Source organism: Rhodococcus sp. NPDC077669 (assembly GCF_040686915.1).
GTDB classification, from domain to species: Bacteria; Actinomycetota; Actinomycetes; order Mycobacteriales; family Mycobacteriaceae; genus Rhodococcoides; species Rhodococcoides fascians.
Genome location: NZ_JBFBMD010000005.1, coordinates 110,115 through 134,399 on the forward strand (window position 1 = coordinate 110,115; position 24,285 = coordinate 134,399).

The window sequence follows — 24,285 nt, forward strand, 5'->3', positions numbered from 1 at the left end:
AGCGCCAGGTGGGCAAGCGTTTCGCTCACCTGCGCCGGGGGTAATCGACCGCTCATGCCCACCTCATCCAGTCTCCCGTATCCCCTGGGCGTCTCGCGTCTGTCCGACGACGGTGCCAACCTCGCCGTCTACTCCGAAACAGCCGACTCGGTGTCCGTCGTCGTGATGAACGACGACGGAACAGAGCGCAGTACAACACCGTTGACGCTTCGCACCGGTCACGTCTTCCACGATCTGGTGCCCGATGTCACGCCGGGAACGCGATACGGTCTCCGCGTCGACGGCCCGTGGGATCCCGCCTCGGGACTGCGTCACAACCCGGCGAAGCTACTGCTCGACCCGTACGCCACGGCCGTCACCGGCCAGGTCGACTGGAACGAGTCGGTGTTCTCGCATCTGCATGCAGAGCCGGAGACCCGCAACGACGAGGACTCCGCACCGCACATGCCGTATTCCGTTGCAGTGCAATCGAACTTCGATTGGACCGGCGACGAGGCACCGCGCACTCCGCTGGACCGCACCGTCGTCTACGAGGTCCACGTGAAGGGCTTCACCGCCACCAATCCCGATGTTCCCGAGGACATTCGAGGAACATACGCCGGGCTGGCCCACCCCGCCGCGATCGCGCACCTGAAGCGTATCGGCGTCACCGCAGTGGAGCTGCTGCCCATCCACCAGTTCGTCCAGGATTCGCACCTGCTCGAAGAGGGCCGCCGAAACTACTGGGGCTACAACTCCATCGGCTTCTTCGCCCCGCACAACGAGTACGCCAGCACCGGCGACACCGGCGGCCAGGTGGACGAATTCAAGGCACTGGTCAAGGCGATGCACGAGGCCGGTATCGAGGTCATCCTCGACGTCGTCTACAACCACACAGCCGAGGGCAACCACCTGGGACCGACGTTGTCGCTCAAAGGAATCGACAACGGCTCGCACTACCGACTCGTCGACGACGACCGCAGCGCCTACTACGACACCACCGGCACCGGCAACAGCCTCAACGTCGGACATCCCGCGGCGCTGGGCCTGATCATGGACTCGCTGCGGTACTGGGTCACGGAGATGCACGTCGACGGATTCCGTTTCGATCTCGCGAGCACCCTGACTCGTCAGGACTCCGGCCTCGACGTCCACAGCGCGTTCCTCGATCTCGTACACCAGGATCCGACGCTCGCGCCGGTCAAACTCATCGCCGAGCCCTGGGACACCCAGGGCTACCAGGTGGGCGGGTTCCCGGCCCGGTGGTCGGAGTGGAACGGTAAATTCCGCGACGATGTTCGTGACTTCTGGCGCGGCGAGGACGGCGCGTTGTCCGCTCTTGCGCAACGTGTCACCGGCAGCCCCGACGTGTACGAGAGCACCCGGCGCCCAACCTTGGCGAGTGTCAACTTCATCACCGCCCACGACGGCTTCACCCTGGCCGACCTCAATTCCTACGACGAGAAGCACAACGAGGAGAACGGCGAGGACAGCCAGGACGGCGAATCCGACAACCGTTCGTGGGGATGTGGTGCCGAGGGCCCGACCGACGACGAGGGCGTCAACGCACTCCGCGCCCGCCAGCAGCGTAATCACCTTGCCACACTGCTCCTTTCGGCCGGCGTCCCGATGATCCTCGGCGGCGACGAACTGGGCCGAACGCAGAACGGCAACAACAACGCGTACTGCCAGGACAACGAGGTCTCCTGGTTCGACTGGAGCACGGTCGATCAGGATCTCGTGGACTTCACCACCCACCTGATCTCGCTGCGTGACGAGCATCCGGCGTTGCGTCCCACCTGGTTCCGGCACGACAGCGATTCCGAGGAGGACGGGGCAGGACCCGATACGGTCGACTTCTACCGCGCCGACGGTCAAAAGATGGTCGACGAGGATTGGTCCGACGGCAACGCACACAGCATTCTGATTCTGATGCGTGCGGGCGAGGGAGACGCGGCGTTCGCCTGGATGGTCAACGCCTCACCTGCGACAGTCGAATTCACGCTGCCAGAGGGCAAGTGGAGTCAGTCGACGTCGAGTGATCCGGATCAGGCGTACGAGGCGGGCGGGCCATCCATTCTGATTCGCGAGCATTCGTTCACGTTGCTGCAGGGCTGATCGGTCCATTGTTCGAGAATCTGTAGCCACTCCTCCGATTCGGAGCGTCCGGCCCACGCGATGTATCCGTCGGGCCGGACGAGGACGGCGGGGCCGCTGTCGGTACGGCGGACGATGTCCGTTCGACCGCAGTCGCTCTCGCCGACCTGACCCCGACGAATCGACGGACCCGAGCGATCAGGCGGCAGGCAGTACCTTCGTGAACAGCACGGCCCCGGTCGCGTCGCAGAGGTTGACGGTCAGATCGCGCGAGTCCCCGTCGATGAGCACCTCACCGAAATGCTGAAACGCGTCGAGTGGCGACGCGTTCGGTTCTGGTGGCGCGTGCACGAACACTGCCTCCGGGCCGAAGGTGCCGTCCAAGTCGTTGGGGCCGAACGCGCCGGCGTTGAGCGGCCCACTGACGAATTCCCAGAACTCGCGAAATTCCTGGTAGGCCGCCCGCTCCGGCGAATAGTGATGCGCTGCTGTGTAATGCACGTCGGCGGTGAGCCAGACGGTGCCGGTGACGTCGTTCCGGTCGATCGCGGTGAGCACCTGCGCGATGTCGGTCTCACGGCCCAACGGCGCACCGGGGTCGCCGTTGCCGACGCCTTCCTGCGCGACCTTCCCATCAGGAACGACGAGTCCGAGGGGCAGGTCGTTCGCGATGATCTTCCACGTCGCGGTGGAGCGGGACAGCTCGTCGATCAACCACTGACGCTGCGCCGAGCCGAGGATCTCCCCTGACGCAGCGGTGTTCGCACCGTTCGCATCCTTGTACGTGCGCATGTCGAGGACGAAGACGTCGAGCAGCGGCCCGTAGGCGATCTTGCGGTACACCCGGCCGTCGACGGCTTCTGTGGGCGCGATGGGCAACCACTCGTGAAACGCCTGCAACGCTCTCTGCGACAGCAGGTCCACATCCTTCACCGTGTATTGCTCCAGGTCGAGGATCTCACCGGGATACCAGTTGTTGACGGTTTCGTGATCGTCCCACTGGACCATCTGAGCGACAGACGAATTGAAGCGGCGGTAGTTGTCGTCGGTGAGATTGTAGGCGTACTGGCCGCGGTACTCCTCGAGCGTCTCGGCGACCTTGGACTTGGCCTCGCTCATGGTGTTTCGCCAGATTCGACCGTCGGGAAGTGTCACGCGCTCCTCGAGCGGGCCGTCCGCATAGATGACGTCGCCGCTGTGCAGGAACAGATCCGGCTGCCTGTCGGCCATCGCCGAGAAGATGGTCATACCGCCGATGTCGGGGTTGATGCCGTAACCCTGGCCTGCGGTGTCGCCACCCCACAACAGGCGAATGTCGGATGGGCCGTCAGGAGCTGTGGAGAACATTCCGGTGACGGGCTCCGACGTCGCACCGTCCTCGCCCTCGAGCGTGACGCGATAGTGAACCTTCTGTCCCGCAGGCAATCCGGTCAGGCGCAGCACCCCCGTGCCGTCCGACTGCGGAGTCAGCAGTGGCCCCCGCATCGTCGTCACAGAGGAGAACGAGTCCGTCGCGGACGTGTCGACGATCATCGTCGCCGGAGTATCGGAACGTGCCCACACCAGCGCTCCGTCGGCACGCACATCACCGCTGGCGACACCGTGTGTCAGCACCGGCCGGGTGCGAACCAACGCCGGGCTGCATGCCAGCACAGGCGTGGCAGCGGCACCGAGAGCGGCATATCGGAGGAGGGATCGACGGGTGAGCTGCATGCCCTTCACCGTCCAGCATCGACATGAACGGCTCGTAGCGCCCAGGAAGACAGACGAGTTCCACTGCAGCTCGTCGCGCCCTGCGACGAGGAACGCGGCCGCAGGGTCGGAAACACAACCACCGATCCCGACCCTGCGGCGCTACCTCACCGAACCGCCGTGAGGGGTCAGCTCACCCCGGCGCGCACGTCCGGTGCCCCGAGCCTGGCCGCGTCGGCGGTCTCGTCGTCGGGCTGTTGCTGTGAATCCCGTTCTGCCAGAACACGAAGACGGTAGTGCTCGATCTCCTCGGCCCGGTGCTGATCGTCCCAGCCCAGAATCGGAGCCACCAGCCGAGCCACTTCCTCGGCTGCTGCTTCACCACGATCGGGAACCTCGATGGAGATACGGGTCCGCCGGGTCAGGATGTCCTCGAGATGCTGCGCGCCTTCGTGACTCGCGGCATAGACAACCTCTGCCTTGAGGTACTCCGGTGCGCTGTCGAGAGGCTTCCCGAGTTCGGGATCGGCGTCGATCAGATCCAGCACCTCACCCATCAGGGTGCCGTACCGACCCAACAGATGCTCGACGCGTGAGACCCGCATGCCGGTGCGTTCGGCCGTCAGATTGCGGGAGTTGTACGCCCCGAGGTAGCCGTCGGCCCCGACGAGTGGGATGTTCTCGGTGACACACTTGGGCACTGTGCGTTCGAGCCCGTGCACCGCGGCATCCACTGCGTCCTTGGCCATCACGCGGTAGGTGGTGTACTTGCCACCGGCAATGACGGTCAGTCCTCGCACCGGGCTGGACACCGCATGCTCGCGGGAGAGCGTGCTGGTGGAGTCGGATTCTCCGAACAGCAACGGCCGCAGACCTGCGTAGACCCCGACGACATCGGCGCGGTCCAGTGGATCGGCCAGCAGCTTGTTCACGTGCCCCAGGATGTAGTCGATGTCGCTCTGGCTCGCGGCCGGGTGAGCGAGATCGAGCTTCCAGTCGGTATCGGTGGTGCCGATGATCCAGTGGCTTCCCCACGGGATGACGAAGAGCAGGCTTTTCTCGGTGCGCGTGATGATGCCCGTGGCGCTGTTGATGCGGTTGCGGGGCACCACCAGGTGCACGCCCTTGGATGCGCGAACCTGGAACTGTCCACGCCCGCCGACCATCTGCTGGACCTCGTCGGTCCACACACCCGCGGCGTTGATGACCTGTTTGGCACGCACCTCGAACGAACGACCCGTTTCCAGATCGCTCGCCAAGACTCCGACGACCTTGTCGTCCTCACGAAGGAAGCCCGTGACGCGAGTGCTGTTGGCGCACAACGCCCCATAGGCGGCTGCGGTCCGCGCAATCATCATTGTGTGCCGAGCGTCGTCGACCTGGCCCTCGTAGAACTTCACCGCACCGCGAATCGCCGAACGCTTACCGGAAGGGAAGGATTCGAGCGTCTTCTTCTTACCGAGGTGCTTGTGATGACTCGGGACGCCGCGTCCGGCACCCATGACGTCGTACACGCCGATGCCGAGCCCCACGTACGGACGGTCGATCACCTTTTCGAGCGGATAGATGAACGGGACCGGCCGAGCGAGGTGCGGGCACAACGTGTTCAGCACGAGCGAGCGCTCTTTGAGGGCCTCGAACACCAGCGAGAAGTTGAACTGTTCGAGGTACCGCAGACCGCCGTGGAACAGCTTGCTCGAGCGACTGGACGTGCCGGCCGCATAGTCGCGTGCTTCGAGCAGTCCGACCTTCAGACCACGTGTCACCGCGTCGAGAGCCGTTCCCGCGCCGACGACGCCGCCGCCGATCACCAGAATGTCGAGCTCTTCGGCTTCCATCCGTGCGATCGCCTCGGCGCGCGCGGTTGGACTCAAAGCCGTTGTGGTGGAACTCATTCTTCATCAACCCAATCGAGAGTACGTGTCACTGCCTTCTTCCAGCCGGCGTACAGCTTTGCCCGCTGGTCTTCGTCCATGGACGGTGTCCATGTCTTGTCCTCGGCCCAGTTCTGGCGAATGTCGTCCTCGCTCGCCCAGTACCCGACGGCAAGGCCTGCCGCGTATGCCGCTCCGAGAGCGGTGGTTTCGGCTACGACGGGCCGCACCACGTCGACGTTCAGGATGTCGGACTGGAACTGCATCAACAGTTCGTTGACGACCATTCCGCCGTCGACCTTGAGTACCTCGAGGTCGACGCCGGAGTCGGCGTTCATGGCCTCGATGACCTCACGCGTCTGGTACGCGGTGGCTTCGAGTACGGCACGGGCCAGGTGGCCCTTGTTGACGAATCGCGTCAATCCCACGATGGCACCGCGAGCATCGGCACGCCAGTGCGGAGCGAACAGACCCGAGAACGCGGGCACGAAATACGCGCCGCCGTTGTCGTCCACCGAACGCGCGTCGGTCTCGATGTCCGCAGTCGAGGAGATCATGCCGAGGTTGTCCCGCAGCCACTGCACGAGCGAACCCGTCACCGCGATCGAGCCTTCGAGCGCGTACACCGTCGGCTGGTCGCCGATCTTGTAGCAGACGGTGGTAAGCAGGCCGTTCTTGCTCATGACCTTCTCGGTGCCGGTGTTGAGCAGCACGAAATTGCCTGTGCCGTAGGTGTTCTTGGCCTCACCGGGAGACAAGCAGGCCTGCCCGAAGGTGGCGGCCTGCTGGTCACCGAGAATCCCGGAGATCGGCACACCGCGGAACGGTCCGCGTTCACGGCCGGTGCCGTACACCTCGGAACTCGACCTGATCTCGGGCAGCATCGACATCGGAATACCCATGTCGGCGCAGATGCCCTCGTCCCACTGCAGGGTGTCGAGATCCATCAACAGGGTGCGCGAGGCGTTGGTCGGATCGGTGTAGTGCAATCCGCCGTCGGTTCCGCCGGTCATGTTCCACAGCACCCAGGTGTCCATGTTGCCGAAACACAGCTCTCCTGCTTCGGCTTTGGCCCGTGCACCGTCGACGTTGTCGAGAATCCACTTGATCTTCGGCCCGGAGAAGTAGGTGGCCAACGGCAGACCGGTCTTGGCGGTGTACTTGTTGGCATCGCCGCCGCCGAGTGCGGTCGCGATGCGATCGGTACGGGTGTCCTGCCAGACGATGGCGTTGTAGATCGGCTTGCCCGTCTCGCGATCCCACACCAGTGCCGTCTCACGCTGGTTGGTGATACCGACTGCGGCAATATCCTCGCGCGTCAGATCCGCTGCGGCCATGGCACCGGCCGCGACGGCGCGCACGTTGTCCCAGATCTCCGACGCGTCGTGCTCGACCCAACCGGCCTGCGGGAAGATCTGCTGGTGTTCCTTCTGATCGACGGCGACGACGGTGCCCGCGTGATCGAAGATCATGCAGCGTGAAGACGTGGTTCCCTGATCGATCGCGGCGACGTACTTTCCTGCGAACTCGGTCATGGCTTCTCTCCTGTGGTCTGGGTGTCTGCTGGGAGTCGTGATGGCGGCTCGGGCGTCGAACCTTCTTGTTTGCGTAGGTTCTTCCCGATCAACAGGTCGTACAGGAACACTCCTATCGGTCCACCTACGAGAGGTCCGACGATCGGCACCCAGAAGTACAGGCCGCCGTATTGATCTCGCCACGCTCCACCGTAGCCCGTGATGTACGACGCCAGGCGAGGTCCGAAATCTCGAGCCGGGTTGATCGCGTAGCCGGCGTTGGTGGCCCAGGCGAATCCGATGGCGACGACGATGAGGCCCACGATCAGGGGAGCCATGTTGGCCATCGGTGCGGTTCCGAGCGAATCGGTCACGGCCACGATGAGGAACAGCAGAATGGCGGTACCGATGATCTGGTCGATCAGCGCCGAGGACACACTCACCGGCAGTGTCCCGTTACCGGGCAGTGTCGAGAAGATGGTCTGGGTGGCGGTGGTGTGCCCTGGGTCGACCGCATTGATCATGTCGTTGTAGTTCCAGCGCACCAGCAGCGCGGCCACGAAGGCACCTGCGGTCTGCGCGAGAATGTACGGCGCAACCATCTTCCAGCTGAATCCGCGGAAGAGTGCGAACGTGATGGTCACCGCGGGATTGAGGTGCGCGCCGGTGATACGGCCCGCGACATATATACCGAACATCACGCCCAGCCCCCACGCCCAGGCGATCGAGTCGTGACCGCCGAGGCTGCCGGACTCACCACCCGAGACCACCTGAGCGACGACGCCGACACCGAACAGAATGAGAATCATGGTTCCGGCGAACTCCGCGGCCATGTGCGCCGGTAGCCCCCATTCCGGTTCCTTACGTGCCATCTTCCAACCTCCACACAGTCAGTGATACACGCCACATTGCGTGCCATTTGCCACGGTAGACGGCCTGCACTGCGTTTCACAGCTGATGCACATATGTGCAATTCGGTCGTACACTGGTGCCGGTGACGGACACCGGCATCACTCCCGAATCCGACCTGCGGACCGGCCATGCCACCCAGGCGGCGCGGCTGTACTACTTCCAGGACATGACGATGGCGGCCATCGGCCGTGAGCTGGGCGTATCTCGTTCGACAGTCTCACGACTCATCACGTTCGCGCGGGCGTCGGGACTGGTGGAAATCAAGATCTCCACCCCACTCGGTCAGGCACCGCGGATCGAGCGTGCATTCGCCGATCTGTACGACATTCGTGCACACGTGGTGCCGGTCGCGGAGACGGTCGACGAACTGCAGCGTCTCGATCGGGTCGCGACCTTCGCCGGCCGACTGCTGACGTCCTTCTTCGAGTCGGACATGGTGATGGGCGTCGCCTGGGGAACCACCGTCAGCGCCGTCAGCCGCAAGCTCGCTCCCAAACGAACCCACAACTCGAGCGTGGTGCAACTGAACGGGGCGGCCAACATGCGCACCACGGGGGTCTCGTATGCCACCGACATCATCCGGACGTTCGCCGATGCGTACGGGGCTGCGGCACAGGGATTTCCGGTCCCGGCATTCTTCGACTATCCGGAAACGAGGCAGCACCTGTGGCGCGAGCGCAGCATCAGGCGCGTGCTCGAACTTCAGGATCGCATGAACCTCGCCGTCTTCAGCATCGGCGTCATGAGTGGAGCCGTTCCGAGTCACGTCTACAGCGCCGGCTATCTCGAACGCGAGGACAGAGCCGAGCTGCAACGTGACGGCGTCGTCGGCGACATCGCCACGGTGTTCCTCCGATCCGACGGCAGCTACAATCGAATTGCGTTGAACGACAGATCGAGTGGCCCGAGTCTCGATCGGCTCAAGGCCGTCCCGCGCAGAGTCGCCATCGTGGCGGGAGAGTCCAAACTCGACGCCCTCACCGCCGCACTGCGCGGTGGCCTGATCACCGATCTGGTGATCGACGACATCAGTGCCGCGAAATTGGTGTTGCGCTCGCGCTGACCCATGTGAGTGGAAACTCGACCCCTGCTACGAACTTCCGCGCACGTGAGCAACCCTTGCGCTCGGCCGAATCTCGTGTCACTCTTGGTTCATGACAACAGGAAAGGCGGACACCGCCTCACCGAAGTGAGCGCCGTGCCGATGCCGTCGACATTCCCCCGTCGAGGCACATTCTCCGAAGATCCCGATTCCTACGCCGAAGACATTCGCGCGGTCTGTGCACAACGCGACCGGTGGCTCGATTACGGACTGAAAGCCGGCCCAGCCGACAGATCTGTCGCGGAACATGCTGTGGCACAACTGTATCGATCTGCCGGGTTCGACGAGCCCGAGTTCCATTGGGTGCCGTCGCCTCGGGCTGCAGCGACCTTCATCGCCGGCAGACACTTGGCGAGAACACCGTCGATATCCACCGCCGGTACCGAGGTGGACGCCGCGATCGCGACCATGTTGTCCGACTCCCGGCACCGCATGGACCGCATCATCGAGCGCCGCCACATCGAATGGCCGCGGGAAGACCGGTGGAGCACAACCAACGGCAGCAACGACTTTCGAGTCCGCGGTATCGTCGCCCGCGGTACCCCGATCGAGGCGGCCCTCGCCGGGATCAGCCCGGATCCCATCATCGACCGGACCGTCCGTGCGTCGTTGCACACCAGCCTGTTCGACGGAATTGCCACTGCCATCCGCACGACCACTCCCCGCCCGTTCGGCTCCATCACCTGGTACGGCCAACAAGAAGCCCATCGCGTCGCCTACTACGACGCTTTCCGTCGCCACGGCCTCGCACGGTTCTCTTTCGAGGACGTCGAACTACTCGACGTCCAAACCGCCCTCATCGAGTCGACGGGGTGGTGGTGGGCGTTCGAGAACATCGCAGTGATGGCCGAACGGCCCACCGCAGTACACGTCGAACCGTTGCCCGATTCGCCGCACGGTGAAGTGCGACTGCATAATTCGGACGGGCCGGCCGTGGAGTTCGCCGACGGCAGCGCGGTCCACGTACTGAGCGGCACCGTCGTTCCGAGCTGGGTCATCCACGACCCGACGGTCGACCGCATCACTGTCGAACGCAACGTCGAAGTGCGACGAATCGCCATCGAACGAATCGGCTGGGACACCTATCTGGAGCAGGCGGGCCTACGTCTTGTCGACGCCGGCCAGGATCCGGGGAACCCGGGCTGCACCCTGGAGCTGTACGCAGCACCGGAGGGCTGGCAGGACGGGGGACGAATTCTGCTCGCCGTCAACGGTTCCCGTGAACGCGATGGCCGGCGTCGCCGCTACGGCCTGCGGGTCCCCGCCGCCTTCACCTCCGCCATCGACGCGGCAGGCTGGACCTACGGTCTGGCCGGAGCCGACTATGCCCGGCTCCTCCGCCGTACGTGACTCCGCACGAACTCCATCGATACCCACACCACAACTACCCACCCCAACGACCAACCACAGGTGACCCCATGAACTCGAACATCACGCTGTCCACTCTCACCGACCGCACCGGTCTGGATGTCTTCGACTACCTCGACAAGGAGATATCGGTGCCCGTCGTCAACGGGTCGCAGGCCCAGGGAGATCTGATCGTCGTCCCGCTCGCCGTACTCGACGGCATCGTCGTCACCACCGAACGGACACGACACGAGACCGTGCCGTTGTCCGGCATCGAACTACTCCGCAGTGCGGCGGGCGGCAATCCGCACAGCCTCGTCGCCGACGGCCGCGGATGCACGTGGTCGAGTCCGGTGCACGACGTTCGACGCCTCGCTCTGGGCATCCTGAGCAACTCGGAGACCGCCTATCTCATTCACCCCGAACACGGGGCCACCGGAATTGCACCCGGCCGATACGTCATCGGTCGTCAGCGCGAACGCGGCGGAGACGGCTGGTTCTCGTCGACGCAACTGATCGCGGACTGACACACCGACCGAGTGTGATCTGTATCGCATCACCCGGGCACTGATAGGTGCATCTCAGAAGGGGCGTCGGAGCAGTAAGTGTGACTCTATGTAGCACTAAGGTTCGCGTCATGACTGCTGTTGTCGCACAGACCGTCGCATGACCGGCGCCCCTTCGCCGGTGCAGAACCGTCTCCTCGGAATCGCCCTCGTCGTGCTCATCGTCGTGTTCGTCGGGTGGAGTGTCACCTCGTACAACAAGACGTTCGTCGACGTCGTGACCGTCTCCCTCGAGACCGACAGCGTCGGCAACGCGCTGCCCCGCAACGCCGACGTCAAGGTGCGCGGCATGATCGTCGGCGAGGTCCGATCCGCCACGACCACCGACGGCGTCGTCACCTCGGAACTTGCGATCGAACCGGACAAGGCTCCGATGATCCCCTCGAACGTCACGGCCCGACTGCTGCCCAAAACACTGTTCGGCGAGCGGTACGTCGCGCTGATCCTGCCGGACGGCAAGCCCGGTTCGCCCATCACCGAGGGCACCGTGCTGAAGCAGGATCGCAGCGGAAATGCCATCGAGGTAGGGCAAGTGCTCGACGGCCTACTGCCGCTGCTCCAAGCCGTGCCGCCGCAGGATCTCTCGAACACCCTCGGCGCGCTGGCACAGGGGTTGAGCGGGCGTGGGGAACAGCTAGGCTCGACGATCGATCGATTGGAGAACATCTTCTCCGGACTGAACACCGAACTCCCCGCAATCCAGCAGGACCTACGCGGATTGGCCGATTTCTCCGAGACCTACGCCGACGCAGCTCCCGAGCTGATCAGCGCCCTCGACAATCTGCGGACCACCGGCAACACCGTCGTCGAGAAGCAATCCGCGCTCGCGACGCTGTACACGTCGGTGACGTCCGCCTCGAACACGACGGCCGGCTTTCTCGAGGCGAACTCGACGCAGCTGATCGGTCTCGCCGCGAATTCACGCGAGGCTCTCGAAGTGCTGGCCGAGTTCTCCCCCGCCCTGGGCTGCACGGTCGCGCAGTTCGCCGAAGGGGCACGTCGCGGCAGGATCGTCACCGGCGTCGGCGACGAGTACCCCGGCATCAACGTCTCGATGCCGTTCGTCAACCCCAAGGGTCGGTACCTGCCGAACCAGGACGAGCCACGGCTGTTCGAGCAGACCCGCGGACCGAGCTGCTACACCCCCCTCGACCGCAATGCGGGCGAGTATTTCCCGCAGTACCCGGGCGGCTCGCCCAACGACGGCTCGTACCAGGTACCCACCAGAAACCCGGGCGAGCAGAACATCCCGGTGCTCTCGGCTCCACAGCTCTCCCCCGTACCCGCCTCGTATGCGGGCTCGGTCACCGAGCAGCAGACCCTGGCCGTCATCTACGGCGGTGCCACCGGAATCGCACCGGAGGCCGTCCCCTCTTGGACCACGACGGTGGGCGCACCTGCGCTTCGAGGAACTCAGGTCACGCTCCGCTGACACCGCCTGATTGAATGGTCCGCATCCCCCGTCGACGAGCGCGGCGGGTAACGATTCAGGAGTACAGATGCCAGTCGACACGAACGCCGCAGGATTCTCGATCCAGTCCTCCAACGACGGGCGCGCGGCCGTCATCTCGGTAGCCGGCGAGCTCGACGTCACGACTGCCCCGGCACTGTCCGAGGCCATTGCCGCACAGACCGCGACCGGCCCGGCTGCACTGATCGTCGATCTGAGCGGAGTGTCGTTTCTGGCCTCGGCGGCCATGACAGTTCTCGCGACGACGCAACAGGAGCACGGCGAGTCCCTGTCGTTCTCGGTCGTGGCCGACGGGCCGACCACCAGCCGGCCGATCAAGCTGATGGGGTTGGATCAGGAATTCACCCTGCACGCCGACCTGCCGTCAGCCCTCGCTGCTCTCGGCTGAGTCGGGGGCCGGAGATACGCCGAGTGCCATCACGGCGGCGTCGTCGGCCAGACCGTCGCCGAAACTGCGCAGCAGCAACCGCAGATCGTCGACGATGGCTGCCGGAGTCGCCGGAGCGTGTGCCGTCGCGAATTCCAGGAGAGCACCGTCGTCGTCGTATCGGCCCCGGCCGACTCGTGCTTCGGTGAGTCCGTCGCTGTAGAGCATCAGGGTGTCCCCTGCTTCGAGCGTGACAGTCGCCGGAACGAAGCGAGCGTGCCGAAGAATTCCGATGAGCTGGCCGCCCGTCATCGGCACGTAGTGGGCGGTGCCGTCAGCCCGAAGGACCAGCGGTGGGGGGTGCCCGCCACTGGCCATCGAAACCTCGAATCCCGTGTCCGTCCGGCTCAGAATGCCGAAGACCGCGGTGCAGAACTGCGCGTTTGCATCCCGGAACTCTTGTCGTAGAACAGAATCCAGATTCTGCAGCACCGCAACAGGGTTCTCGTCGTACACCGCCGCCGCACGCAGGGTGTACCGCGTCAGCGACGTCACAGCGGCCGCCGCTGCACCCTTGCCACAGACGTCGCCGAGAAAGAACCCCCAACAGTCGTCGGACAACGGAAACAAGTCGTAGAAGTCGCCGCCCACCTCGTCGCGCGACGCTGCCCGGTAGTGCGCTGCCGCGGTCATCCCCGACGGCGGTAGCAGTGCAGGCGGCAACAGCGACCGCTGCAACGTCTTGGCCAACAATTCTGCTCGCGTGCGTGATTGGACCAGTTCACGCTCGTAGGTGCGGCGATCGCGAGCGTCGAGCGCGGTGATGCGGATCAGTACCGGCCGGCCCGCTGCGTCGATCTTGACGTTCGCCGTGATGAACACCGGCAACCGTCGACGATCTGCCGTCACCAGGTCCAGTGCGATGCCGTCGAGCTTGCCGTTCATCAACAGCATCGGCCCGAAGTGGGTCTCGAAGTGAATGCGTCCACCGACGGTGAGCAGCTCCCCGAAGTCGGTGCCGACCAGCGCGTCGACCTCGAAGCCCAGCCAGGTTGCCAGCGTCGAGTTCAGTCGCGCGATACGCATGTCGGGGCGCACGGACAGGTACCCGCATGGCGCATTCTCGTACAGGTCCTCGACGTCGAGGTCATCGATCACGACGGTCTCACGAAGTCCGCGATGGTCTCGGCCGTCAGTTCGGGTGCGGTGATCTGCGGGCAATGGCCACTGACGTCGAGCGTGATGCGGACGCTCCCCGGGATCTGTTCGTGCACGAACCGGCCGACCTGAGACGGTGCGAGCGAGTCGCGCGCACTGTCGATGATCAACGTCGGCACCGGTACTCCAGGCAGATCCGCCCGATTGTCGGACAGAAAGGTCGTGCGGGCGAACACCCGTGCGCAGGTCGGATCGGTTCGGCACACGCTCGCGGTCCACATGCTCTCGAGTTCGGGTCGATCGGGTGCGTTCACGACCACCGATGCCATCGATGCAGACCAACCGAGGTAGTTGCTGTCCAGCGATTCGAGCAGCTCGTCGATGTCCTCGGAACTGAACCCGCCGCGATAGTCGCCGTCGTCGATGTACCGGGGAGACGGAGTCAGCAGAATCAACTTGGTGAATCGATCGGGCGCAGCGGTTGCGGCCAGCACCCCCATCATCGACGCCACCGAGTGACCGACCAACGTCACGTCGGTCAGGTCGAGTTCCTGCGCTATATCGACGATGTCGGCGGCGTACGTGCTCATGTGGGCGTATCGCTCGGCGTCCCAGGCCGCCGGGTCCGATGCCCCGGCCCCCACATGGTCGAACAGGACGATCCGGAACCGCGAAGCCAGGATTTCGGTGACGCCACGCCACAGCGTCTGGTCGCAGCCGAAGCCGTGCGCCAGCATCACGACCGGGCCGTCGGCAGCTCCGACGACTTTCACGTTGTTCCTGATACGTGCACTCACCCGCACAGTGTGTCATCCGGCACCGGCAGCGGGGAGTGAGACCGCCTGGACGGGGTATGACCCCTGTCTACAGAAACGAGAATCTCATGCGAGTGCTGGTCACCGGCGCAACCGGATACATCGGATCTCGGCTGATCCCCGTGCTTCTCGAACAGGGCCACGAGGTGCACGCCGCGATGCGTGATCCGAAGAAGAAGTCGCGTTTCGCCTGGGGTGCGCATGTGACGGCAGTCCACTTCGACCTCGACGACCACGACAGCTTCGACTCTGCCACCGAGAACGTCGACGCGGTCGTCTACCTGGTGCATTCGATGGACGAAGGCGATTTCGTCGAGAAGGATCGCCATGCCGCGCAGTCCATGGCCGCCGCTGCGGAACGCAACGGGCTCCAGCGAATCGTCTACCTGTCCGGACTGATTCCCGACGACGGCACTCCGCTGTCGGACCACCTGCGCTCACGGCTGCAGGTCGAGGAGGCGTTCCTCGACAGTTCCGTCGATGCCACCGTCCTTCGGGCCGCCATTATCCTCGGCTCCGGATCGACGTCCTTCGAGTTGGTGCGACGCATGACCGAGCGACTGCCGGTGACGCCGATTCCGACGTGGATGCGGAGGCAGGTGCAGCCGATCGCCGTCGTGGACGTCGTCGCCATCATCGCCCGCGCCCTCGGCGATACAGCCCGTCCCGGATCGTTCGACATCGGCGGCACCGAGACGATGAGCTACCCGGAACTGCTGCAGGCGTACGGCAGCGTCGCCAGTCTGCGTCGGGCACAAATTCCGGTGCCACTGCTGCCGACGGGGTTGGTGGGCCGCGCGGTCGCAGTCATCACCGCGATGCCGCCCGGCACCGTGATCTCGTTGGTGGAGAGCCTCACCCACGACATGGTCGTGCGACGCGGTAATGCCGCGACGGAAGTGTTCGCAGAACCGGATACGACGTTGCTCAGCGTTCGGGAGGCCTTGGAACGCTCCATCACCGTGGCAGCCGAGGAAGGTACGGACGCACACGCCGATCCTCAGGCCGCAGCCGACACCGATCCCGACTGGGCAGGCGGAGTCGTCGACATCGTCGACGGCACCGTGCGACAGCGTCCGTCCGGCATCGCCGGCAAGGTCCAGCTCGGCGCGACCCGATAGCCGATGTCGCTGTAGCTGTCAGCCGATGTCGCTGTAGCGATGGGCCCAGGGCACTGCTCGTTCCAACTGCGCCGCGAGTTGGACGAGCAGCCCCTCCCCGCCCAGCGGCGCGAGAAAGTGTGCGCCCATAGGCAGACCGGTGCCCGTCCAGTGCAGCGGAACCGACAGGGCCGGACGCCCGGTGACATTGGCGGTCTGGGTGTACGGGATCCACGAGATGTTCTCGTCGATCATCTGATCGACGATGCCGGTGTACTTGAGCATTCCCGCAGTTCGGCTGCGCAGCAACAAGTCCGACGCCAGCTGCAACGGCTTCGCGAGTTCGAACGCCCCGATCTTGGGCGGCAGCTCGGCCAGAGTCGGGGTCAGCAGTAGGTCGTACGTCTCGAAGTAGGTGGCCAGGGCCCGCACGTGCAGGTGACGACCTTCCACCGCATCGAGGTAGTCGATTCCGCTCGCGGATCGGCCGAGAGCGGCCATGATTCGGGTGTCCCGCTCGAATGCGTCGTCACCGCACCCGGTTCTGCGCTTGACCTCTTCCATTTCCCACGCGAGGTACGTGAACCAGGCGAGCAGGAATTCGCGATTGAGCGCTGCGTCGTCGAACGGCGGGGCCTCGAGCAGTTCGACGGTATGGCCCAGTTCGCCGAGCGTTGTCGCCGCCGATTCCATCGCAGCGATCGCCTCCGGGGCCGGCGACGGATTCACCGAGGTCGCGGCGTACATGCCGATCCGTAACGGCCGCGGGTCGGTGTCCATCCGGGACAGGAAGCCGTCGGGCGGCGGCATGGACGAGTATCCCGACGTCGGCTCACCACCGGCGAGGACGTCGAGCATCGCGGCGGTGTCTCGGACCGACCGCGACACCACGCCCTGCACTGCGGCCCCGTGCATCGGCTCGCCGAAAGTCGGTCCCGACGGCACCAGTCCACGGCCGGGCTTGAGCCCGACCAATCCACAGCACGCCGCCGGAATGCGAATCGAGCCGCCGCCGTCGTTCGCTCCCGCCACCGGCGCGATTCCGGCCGCGACCGCCGCAGCAGAGCCACCGGACGAGCCACCGGGAGTTCTGCTGCGGTCCCACGGGTTTCGAGCCGGTCCGAACACTGTCGGCTCGGTGATTCCCTTGGCACCGAACTCCGGGGTGTTCGTCTTACCGAAGATGACCAGGCCTGCGTCGAGCCAGCGCTGCACCACCGTGGCGTGTTCGGGCATCGGCAGCTCGGTGAGTGCACGTGAACCACTGGACGTGGGCAGCCCCGCGTAGTCCTGGGACAAGTCCTTGATCAGAAACGGCACCCCGGCGAACGGGCCCTCCAGCGTTCCGGCCAGCCGCTGCTCGGCCTCCTCGCGCATCGGGCGGACGATTGCGTTGAGCCCCGGGTTCACCGACTTCGCCTGCTCCAGTGCGCAATCGAGAAGTTCACGCGGGGTGACATCACCTGTGGAGACCAACTCGGCCAGCCCGAGGCCGTCGTACGTCCGATACTCGTCGATGCGCATGTGGCCACCTTAATTACGTGCGGCCCATCCGTGTGCGAAACGGTTTGCCTAAATGCATTAGGCAAATATACGGTTCATATAGGAAGGCAGGTGCGCCAGCTGCCCTTACCTCAGCCCGACACTCCAGAGATCGAGACCACCATGATCACTACCGACATCTCCGACACACTTCTGCACGGCGCGGCCGAGCTGGAACGAACCGACAACGGCGTGCTTCCTCATCGCCTGCCACGCGGAGCTCGTCAGCGCTTCACCGACCCCCAGCTCACGATGGCGGAATCTCAGCCGTCCGGAGTTCGGTTGGTCTTCACCACGACCGCCACCATCATCGAGATCGAGGCAGTGGCGACCCGTCGCACATTCCTGGGCCTCCCGCCGCGGCCGGACGGGCTGTTCGACCTGCGAATCGACGGCGTCCTCATCGAGCGCGTTTCGACGACGGGTGGCATCACCACGACCATCGACATGGCGACGGGGTCGGTCACCGATCAGGTCGAGCCGACTGGTGTCGCGCGGTTCTCCGGGCTGTCCGCAATCGACAAACACGTCGAAATCTGGTTGCCGCACAACGAAATCATCGAACTGGTCGCGCTGCGTACCGACGCCGCTGTCTCACCCGTTATCGACACCCGACCGATCTGGATCGACTACGGCAGCTCCATCAGTCAGGGGTCCAACGCCACAGGGCCCAGCACCACCTGGACGGCCCTCGCCGCCGCGACAGCCGGTGTGCAACTGCGCAATCTGGGTTTCGGCGGAAGCGCACTGCTCGATCACTTCGTAGCGACGGCCATTCGGGACGCGCCCGCCGACCTCATCAGCCTCGAGATCGGAATCAACCTCGTCAACTCCGACGTGATGCGGCTACGCGCATTCACCTCCGCGGTGCACGGATTTCTCGACACCATCCGCGACGGTCACCCCCACACCCCACTGTTCGTGATCTCCGCGCTGCTGTGCCCCATCCACGAGAACACCCCCGGCCCAGGTGCATTCGATCCGGCGGCATTGGCGTCGGGCACGGTGAAATTCGCAGCGACGGGTGATCCCGCCGAGGTGCGTGCCGGAAAGCTGACTCTGACCGTGATCCGCGAGGAACTCGCCCGCATCGTGTCCGAGCGCGCCACCGCGGACCCCCATCTTCATTACCTGGACGGCCGAGAACTGTACGGAGACAACGATGTCGAGGACCACCCGTTGCCGGATAGGCTGCACCCCGACCAGTCGACGCATGAGCTGATCGCCCACCGCGTCGTCGACCGAATCTTCCCGCGAACTCGAAGTTAGGGACGGATTCCGCGGATATTCCGTCCCCAACTTCGAGTTCGGCGGGGTCGATCACCCCGCGGAAATGTCCGACGGGTGTTGCGCGAGCGGGGACACCTCGATCGTCATGTACGGGAACAGCGGGAGATTCCACAGGATGTCGTGAAGCCGCTCGTTGTCCCGGACGTCGAAGATGCTGAGGTTGGAGTACTGGCCGACGATTCGCCAGATGCTCACCCACTCCCCGTCCCGCTGCAGTTGCTGCGAGTACGCCTTCTCCCTGGAGAGGGTGTCTGCTCGTACGTCCGCATCGAGGTCCTGCGGCAATGTGACGTGCATCTTCACGGCAAAAAGCATGTGGCTCAGCCCTTGTCGAGTACGAAGTTGTACGTCACTTCTTGGCCGCCGTCGACTTCCCGAGGGTCGAGGATCAGTTCGGGCTTGACGGCGTTGGCGACGTCGTCGTCGTTGTGTGCGTCGCCCGGGAAATAGAGCTGGGTGGTGATCTGCTGATGCCCGGCAGCCGCAACTTTGAGGTGCAGGTGTGCAGGACGCCACGGGTGCCAGCCGGCCGCGGAGATCAGCTTGCCGCAGGCCCCGTCGGTCGGGATCTGGTACGGGGCGGGCTTCATCGTGTGGATCCAGAAGTTGCCCTGATCGTCTGCCGTGACCGTGCCGCGCAGATTCCACTCCGGGATTCCGGGCGCGAACTGCGAGTAGAAGCCGTCGGAATCGGCGTGCCAGATCTCGATGACCGCATGCGGGAGTGGGCTACCGTCGACGCTCGTGACCTGACCTTGGAACAGCAGCGGTGTGCCCTGTTCGCCGTCGCGAGTGGGCAGGATCGCGGCCGACCCGAGCTCCGGGGCATTCGGAACGTAGTACGGACCTTCGATGGTGCCCTTGCTGCCTTCACGGGTTTCGCCGGCAACTTCTTCGACGACGTGCTCTACCCAGACGTCGAGAAACAGCGGCCACTCACCGGTCTGACCGACGTTGATCAGCCAGGCCTTGAATGCGTTGTACTCGTCGTAAGTGACCTTGTGTTCGCGAATCGTGTCATGGACTGCCGAAATGACCTGTCGAGCAAGCAGACTGACTCGCTCCGGCGGGGTGTCGGCGGCTGCCTGCTTGTCGGAGGTGAAACGCTCGGTGGCGTTCGCCCCCGACGCGGCTGCGGTGGCCACCTCGGTAGCGGATTCCGTCGAGGGTGCGTGGTCGATGCTCATGGAGAACTCCTTGGCTCACAGTTGCGTTCTTCGGGGCTGAAGATCAGTGGTCGGTGCGGTATTTCGCGAGCTTGTCGGGGTCGATACGCACGCCGAGGCCCGAGCCCGGCAGTACGTGCAGTTCGCCGTCGCGGATGACGAGGCTTTCGGTCAGCAGGTCGTCGCTCATGTCGAGGAAGTTCGACAGCTCGCCTGCTCGGCGTGAGGTGAGGTCGAAGGCCGCGCCGAAGGCGACGGTGCAGGCTGTGCCGAGCTGGCCGTCGATCTGGTTTCCCATCACCACGTCGACACCGAGCCCTTCGCACAGGTGATGAGTGCGGAGCGAGCGGGTGAATCCGGTGCGAGCGGTCTTGATACTGACGGCCGTTGCGGACCCACCGAGGATCTCGCGAGTGACCTCCGCCGGGGTCGTCGCCGATTCGTCGGCAACGAACGGAACATCGAGTTGCTGTACCAGCCAACGACGCCCGAGGACGTCGTCTGCCGGGCACAGTTCCTCGGCAAGAGTGAGCCCCAGATCCGACATCTCTTTCATGGCACGCGCAGATTCGGCAGCGGTCCATCCGCGATTGCCGTCGACGTACAGTTCGACCGTCTCACCGAGCCCCTCTCGCAGTGCGCGGACCACGGCGGTGTCGAGCTCTACGGGCCTTCGCCCGACTTTGACCTTGAAGACTCCGATGCCGTACATCTCTCGCATCCGACTCGCCTCGTCGACCATCGCTGCAGGCGTGTCGAATCCGAGCATGTGGCTCACCCGCATACGGTCGGTGTAGCCGCCGAGGAGTTCGGTGACGGGTAGGTCGAGCGTCTGCCCGAGCGCATCCCAGATGGCCATGTCCACTGCCGACTTGGCAACCGGATTACCCACTGTACGAGCAAGTTTGGCATTGACCACCTCCCTCGAGGCGAGCGGCAGTCCCACGACGGCCGGCGCGAACAGGGTCTCGATTACCGCCACCACCCCGCACTGGGTCTCGCCGTACGTGAACGGCCGAGGCGGAGCGTCGGCGACTCCGACGACACCGTCGTCGGTATGAACGCGTACGAGAACGTGGTCGGCCGCATCGACCTCGCCGCTGGCGAACTTCAGCGGCTTTCGATACGGAATCGAGTACGGGATAGCCTCCACAGCAACGATTTTCACAACGCCTCCTTCGACTGAGCAGGCGGTACGGATAGTTCGAGCGGAGGGAGCACTCCCGCGTCCTCCAACGCTGCAACCAGCGCATCGACGAGTGCCGACGGTCGGTCGCGGTGCCACGCCAATGCCAGGTCGATCGTGCTCGCTCCGGCGATGTCGCGGAACACGACGCCGGTCAACTGCAGGGCGCGGACGGATTCGGGAACCAATGCCACACCCAACCCGGCCGCGACGAGGGCCAGCAGAACCGAGGTGTCCGGGGCTTCGTGTTCACGACGAGGACTGAAACCCGCTGCGCGACAACTACGCACCACGGCGTCGTTCATCACCGAGTGCGTGTCCGCATACATCACGAAATCCTCGTACATGAGGTCGGCCATGCCGAGCGCTGCCTCGGCGGCGTACCGGTGATCTACGGGCACCGCAAGCAGCAGCGACTCGGTGGTGATGGTGCGTACGACGAGGTCGTCACCTGCCACGGGTGGCCGCAGAACCGCGACGTCGAGCTGCTCCGACCGCAATCCCTCCACCTGAGCGGGGGTCAACAGATCCCCGTGAATTTCGAGCGCGATCCCGGGAAGGCGCTGCTTGATCGCACGGGCGATCGGCGGCAACTGATCGAATGCCGCCGTGCCGGTGAAGCCGATACGTACCAACCCGTACCGGCCATCGGCGATGCGTCGGACACCGCGGTTGCTGCGTTCGAGATTGTCGAGGTTGCGGACGGTCTCGCGGTAGAAGAACTCCCCCGCCGGAGTCAGGCTCACTTGACGCGTGGTTCGGGTGAGCAGGGTGACGCCCAGTTCGGCCTCGAGCTGTCGGACCGACTGAGATAATGCCGGCTGCGCCAGATGCAGGCGTTTGGCTGCCTGACCGAAGTGACAGGTCTCGGCCACGGCGACGAACTGATGAAGATGCCTCAGTTCCATCGATTGCCTCCTGTCGGTTCGTATCACGCTCAGGCGTGACCCTGCCCACAGTAAGCCCGCAATCCATTGATGACAAAGACCTATTTGCAGCTCATTGATAAGTCGGAGCGATCAATTTATCGCGGTGCACACGCCGCCCGCCGATCAGAATCCGATCGGCAATCCGGCGTAGTTCTCCGCCAGTCCCATGGCACCCGCCTCGCTGGACGCCACCCATTTCAGTTGCGAGAGTTGCAATTGCGCGTCGAAGGGGTCGTCGCCGGTATGCAGCATCGTGGTCATCCACCACGAGAAGTGGGTGCAGCGCCAGACGCGTCGAAGGGCGTCGTCGCTGTAGCTGTCTGCGGCCCGCGAATCGTTCCCCTTCAGCTTCTGCGCCAGGGCAGGCGCGAGCAGAGCCACGTCGGCTACCGCGAGGTTGAGGCCCTTCGCTCCGGTGGGCGGCACGATGTGCGCGGCGTCGCCGGCCAGGTACAGGTTGCCGTGTCTCATCGGTGTCTGCACGTAGCTGCGCATCGGCAACACGCTCTTCTCGGTGATGGGGCCGGGGTTCAGAGTCCACCCGTCCTGACCGTGACCGAGCCTGGTCGCCAACGCATCCCAGATGCGGTCGTCGGACCACGTGTCGATATCGGTTCCGTTCGGCACCTGCAGATACAGCCGGCTGACCGTCGACGACCGCATCGAGTGCATCGCGAAGCCGTCCTGGTGCCAGGCGTAGATCAGTTCGTCGGTCGAGGGGGCGACATCGGCGAGCACACCGAGCCAGGAGTAGGGATAGACCCTTTCCCAGGTGTTGCGCACCGAATCGGGCATGGCCGCCCGGCTCGGCCCGAAGGAACCGTCGCATCCCGCAACGACTGTCGCGTCGATTCGCACCACGTTGCCCGACGCGTCGGTGAACGTGACGTAGGGCGCGTCGGATTCGACGTCGTGCAACGCCGTGTCCGAGACGTCGTAGTAGATCTGTTGGCCGGCCTTCTCGCGTGCCACCACGAGGTCCTTGGTGACCTCCGTTTGCCCGTACACCCAGACACTCCGGTCGACGAGATCTCGAAAGTCGATGTGGTGCCGCTCTTCCGGCCACTGCAGGTAGATGCCTCGATGCTCGTCGCCCTCGCGGTGCAGACGCTCACCGAGTCCGTGTTCGTCGAGCAACTGGACCGTCGAGTGTTCGAGGACTCCGGCCCGGATTCGGGAGAGCACGTATTCCTGAGTACGTGACTCGATCAGAATGGAGTCGATCCCCTGCTCGTCGAGCAGGTGGGACAGCAGCAGACCCGCGGGCCCTGCACCGATGATGGCAACCTGTGTACGCATGCATGCAGTAGACCCCGGGATTTCGAGCCGAACAAGACCGCACTTCCACTGAGTGAAAACGGCCGACTACCCGCCGAGACTGCGTCCGATTCCCTGGGCCGCAACCTGAAGTGCGGCAACCAGTCTCACTCGATCGCGGCCCAGCTTGGGAACCACGATTCCCAATGCGGCGACCACACCGTCGCCGGCATGGACCGGCACAGCCACCGAACACGCACCGAGTGTCATCTCCTCGACCGTCTGCGCGAAGCCCTCGCGACGCACTCGACGCAACTCGCTCTCCAGCTGCCCAGGATGCGTCACCGTGTACGGGGTGAGGCGATCCAGGGATCGCATGACCTGCTCCTGCACCTCCCGCGGCGCGTACGCCAGCAGCACCTTGCCGACGCCGGTGGCGTGCAGCGGCAGCCGAGCGCCGACGCGACTGACCGCGGGAACCGATGCGTGGCCGGCCAACCTGTCGAGATAGAGCACTTCGCACCCGTCGCGGATGGCCAGGTGCACCGTCGCAAGGGTCGCTCCGTAGATGTCGTGCAGAAACGGTGATGCGATGTCGCGAAGATCGGACTGATCGGGTGCGAGCAAGCCCAGCTTCCACAACCGCCTACCGACGACGTAGCGCCCGTCGTCGCCCCGGACCAACGCGCCCCACTCCACCAGTTCTCGCACCAGCCGATGCGCAGTGGCGATGGGTAGGTCGGCACCGGCGGCCAGGTCGGTCAAGGTCAGCGACGGAGCCTTCTCGTCGAACACGCCGAGCAGGGCCAGCAGGCGCGCAGCCACCGAGACTCCGGGGTCCCGAGCATTGCCAGCCACCCCAAGGACGATAGCCGCCCCCACTCGCCGCCGAACTCGAAGTAATGGATGAAAACGGACTCG

Annotated in this window: 22 protein-coding genes; 8 read left to right on the top strand and 14 right to left on the bottom strand. The window is 64.6% G+C overall.

Annotation, left to right across the window (positions count from 1 at the left end):
• Positions 1-54 precede the first annotated feature (54 nt).
• The gene (glgX, locus tag AB0P23_RS08320) at positions 55-2,097 is read left to right on the top strand and encodes a glycogen debranching protein GlgX (protein ID WP_363797228.1); all 2,043 of its coding nucleotides are present in this window, start codon (positions 55-57) and stop codon (positions 2,095-2,097) included.
• Here the strand turns inward: glgX and AB0P23_RS08325 are convergent.
• From AB0P23_RS08325 to AB0P23_RS08345, 5 genes are all read right to left on the bottom strand, one after another.
• Entirely contained in the window at positions 2,028-2,285 is a 258-nt protein-coding gene (locus AB0P23_RS08325) for a hypothetical protein (RefSeq protein ID WP_329955291.1), read from the bottom strand. The two genes, glgX and AB0P23_RS08325, sit on opposite strands and share 70 nt — an antisense overlap.
• On the bottom strand, positions 2,275-3,789 hold the full coding sequence (locus tag AB0P23_RS08330) for an alkaline phosphatase D family protein (RefSeq protein ID WP_032373526.1): 1,515 nt from the start codon (positions 3,787-3,789) through the stop codon (positions 2,275-2,277). Before AB0P23_RS08330 ends, AB0P23_RS08325 begins: the two co-directional genes overlap by 11 nt.
• Positions 3,790-3,956: 167 nt before the next feature.
• Positions 3,957-5,663: a glycerol-3-phosphate dehydrogenase/oxidase gene (locus AB0P23_RS08335; RefSeq protein WP_032373527.1), complete on the bottom strand. Its 1,707-nt coding sequence runs from the start codon at positions 5,661-5,663 to the stop codon at positions 3,957-3,959.
• Complete coding sequence (gene glpK, locus AB0P23_RS08340; protein WP_032373528.1) at positions 5,660-7,177, bottom strand: glycerol kinase GlpK; 1,518 nt, start codon at positions 7,175-7,177, stop codon at positions 5,660-5,662. Before glpK ends, AB0P23_RS08335 begins: the two co-directional genes overlap by 4 nt.
• Complete coding sequence (locus AB0P23_RS08345; protein WP_027494674.1) at positions 7,174-8,028, bottom strand: MIP/aquaporin family protein; 855 nt, start codon at positions 8,026-8,028, stop codon at positions 7,174-7,176. The genes glpK and AB0P23_RS08345 overlap by 4 nt, the downstream gene beginning before the upstream one ends.
• A gap of 122 nt (positions 8,029-8,150) precedes the next feature.
• Between AB0P23_RS08345 and AB0P23_RS08350 the strand changes: the two genes are divergently transcribed.
• The 5 genes from AB0P23_RS08350 (at position 8,151) to AB0P23_RS08370 (ending at position 12,942) form a co-directional block, all read left to right on the top strand.
• Positions 8,151-9,131, top strand: coding sequence for a sugar-binding domain-containing protein (locus tag AB0P23_RS08350; RefSeq protein WP_027494675.1), 981 nt, complete (start codon positions 8,151-8,153; stop codon positions 9,129-9,131).
• Positions 9,132-9,272: 141 nt separating this feature from the next.
• Positions 9,273-10,520: a DUF6745 domain-containing protein gene (locus AB0P23_RS08355; RefSeq protein ID WP_283541777.1), complete on the top strand. Its 1,248-nt coding sequence runs from the start codon at positions 9,273-9,275 to the stop codon at positions 10,518-10,520.
• Between the two features lie 68 nt (positions 10,521-10,588).
• A complete protein-coding gene (locus AB0P23_RS08360) occupies positions 10,589-11,044 on the top strand; it encodes a hypothetical protein (RefSeq protein ID WP_027494677.1) in 456 nt (151 codons plus the stop codon).
• A 139-nt stretch (positions 11,045-11,183) separates the two neighbouring features.
• Complete coding sequence (locus tag AB0P23_RS08365) at positions 11,184-12,515, top strand: MCE family protein (RefSeq protein ID WP_283541776.1); 1,332 nt, start codon at positions 11,184-11,186, stop codon at positions 12,513-12,515.
• A 67-nt stretch (positions 12,516-12,582) separates the two neighbouring features.
• Positions 12,583-12,942 carry an STAS domain-containing protein gene (locus tag AB0P23_RS08370; protein WP_283316119.1) on the top strand — a complete coding sequence of 120 codons (360 nt, stop codon included), beginning with the start codon at positions 12,583-12,585 and terminating at the stop codon, positions 12,940-12,942.
• On the opposite strand, the gene AB0P23_RS08375 is transcribed toward AB0P23_RS08370, so the two are convergent.
• On the bottom strand, positions 12,919-14,079 hold the full coding sequence (locus AB0P23_RS08375; RefSeq protein ID WP_363797231.1) for a SpoIIE family protein phosphatase: 1,161 nt from the start codon (positions 14,077-14,079) through the stop codon (positions 12,919-12,921). The two genes, AB0P23_RS08370 and AB0P23_RS08375, sit on opposite strands and share 24 nt — an antisense overlap.
• Entirely contained in the window at positions 14,076-14,876 is an 801-nt protein-coding gene (locus AB0P23_RS08380) for an alpha/beta hydrolase (protein WP_363797233.1), read from the bottom strand. Before AB0P23_RS08380 ends, AB0P23_RS08375 begins: the two co-directional genes overlap by 4 nt.
• Positions 14,877-14,932: 56 nt before the next feature.
• Between AB0P23_RS08380 and AB0P23_RS08385 the strand changes: the two genes are divergently transcribed.
• Positions 14,933-16,015 carry an NAD(P)H-binding protein gene (locus AB0P23_RS08385; protein WP_052061570.1) on the top strand — a complete coding sequence of 361 codons (1,083 nt, stop codon included), beginning with the start codon at positions 14,933-14,935 and terminating at the stop codon, positions 16,013-16,015.
• Positions 16,016-16,033: 18 nt separating this feature from the next.
• Here the strand turns inward: AB0P23_RS08385 and AB0P23_RS08390 are convergent, their stop codons facing one another.
• Complete coding sequence (locus AB0P23_RS08390; RefSeq protein WP_032400666.1) at positions 16,034-17,518, bottom strand: amidase; 1,485 nt, start codon at positions 17,516-17,518, stop codon at positions 16,034-16,036.
• Positions 17,519-17,659: 141 nt separating this feature from the next.
• Between AB0P23_RS08390 and AB0P23_RS08395 the strand changes: the two genes are divergently transcribed.
• Positions 17,660-18,805, top strand: coding sequence for an SGNH/GDSL hydrolase family protein (locus AB0P23_RS08395; RefSeq protein ID WP_287451789.1), 1,146 nt, complete (start codon positions 17,660-17,662; stop codon positions 18,803-18,805).
• Between the two features lie 51 nt (positions 18,806-18,856).
• Here AB0P23_RS08395 and catC read toward each other — a convergent pair whose 3' ends face one another.
• The 6 genes from catC to AB0P23_RS08425 all read right to left on the bottom strand — a co-directional run bounded on the left by catC (position 18,857) and on the right by AB0P23_RS08425 (position 24,222).
• On the bottom strand, positions 18,857-19,141 hold the full coding sequence (gene catC, locus AB0P23_RS08400; protein ID WP_287451787.1) for a muconolactone Delta-isomerase: 285 nt from the start codon (positions 19,139-19,141) through the stop codon (positions 18,857-18,859).
• Between the two features lie 5 nt (positions 19,142-19,146).
• Positions 19,147-20,013, bottom strand: coding sequence for a catechol 1,2-dioxygenase (gene catA / locus AB0P23_RS08405; protein ID WP_287451786.1), 867 nt, complete (start codon positions 20,011-20,013; stop codon positions 19,147-19,149).
• A 43-nt stretch (positions 20,014-20,056) separates the two neighbouring features.
• On the bottom strand, positions 20,057-21,160 hold the full coding sequence (locus tag AB0P23_RS08410) for an enolase C-terminal domain-like protein (RefSeq protein WP_287451785.1): 1,104 nt from the start codon (positions 21,158-21,160) through the stop codon (positions 20,057-20,059).
• A complete protein-coding gene (locus AB0P23_RS08415) occupies positions 21,157-22,086 on the bottom strand; it encodes a LysR family transcriptional regulator (RefSeq protein ID WP_032388049.1) in 930 nt (309 codons plus the stop codon). Before AB0P23_RS08415 ends, AB0P23_RS08410 begins: the two co-directional genes overlap by 4 nt.
• Positions 22,087-22,230: 144 nt before the next feature.
• On the bottom strand, positions 22,231-23,406 hold the full coding sequence (locus tag AB0P23_RS08420; protein WP_032400643.1) for a 4-hydroxybenzoate 3-monooxygenase: 1,176 nt from the start codon (positions 23,404-23,406) through the stop codon (positions 22,231-22,233).
• 66 nt (positions 23,407-23,472) lie between these two features.
• Complete coding sequence (locus tag AB0P23_RS08425; protein ID WP_032373531.1) at positions 23,473-24,222, bottom strand: IclR family transcriptional regulator; 750 nt, start codon at positions 24,220-24,222, stop codon at positions 23,473-23,475.
• Positions 24,223-24,285: the final 63 nt, after the last annotated feature.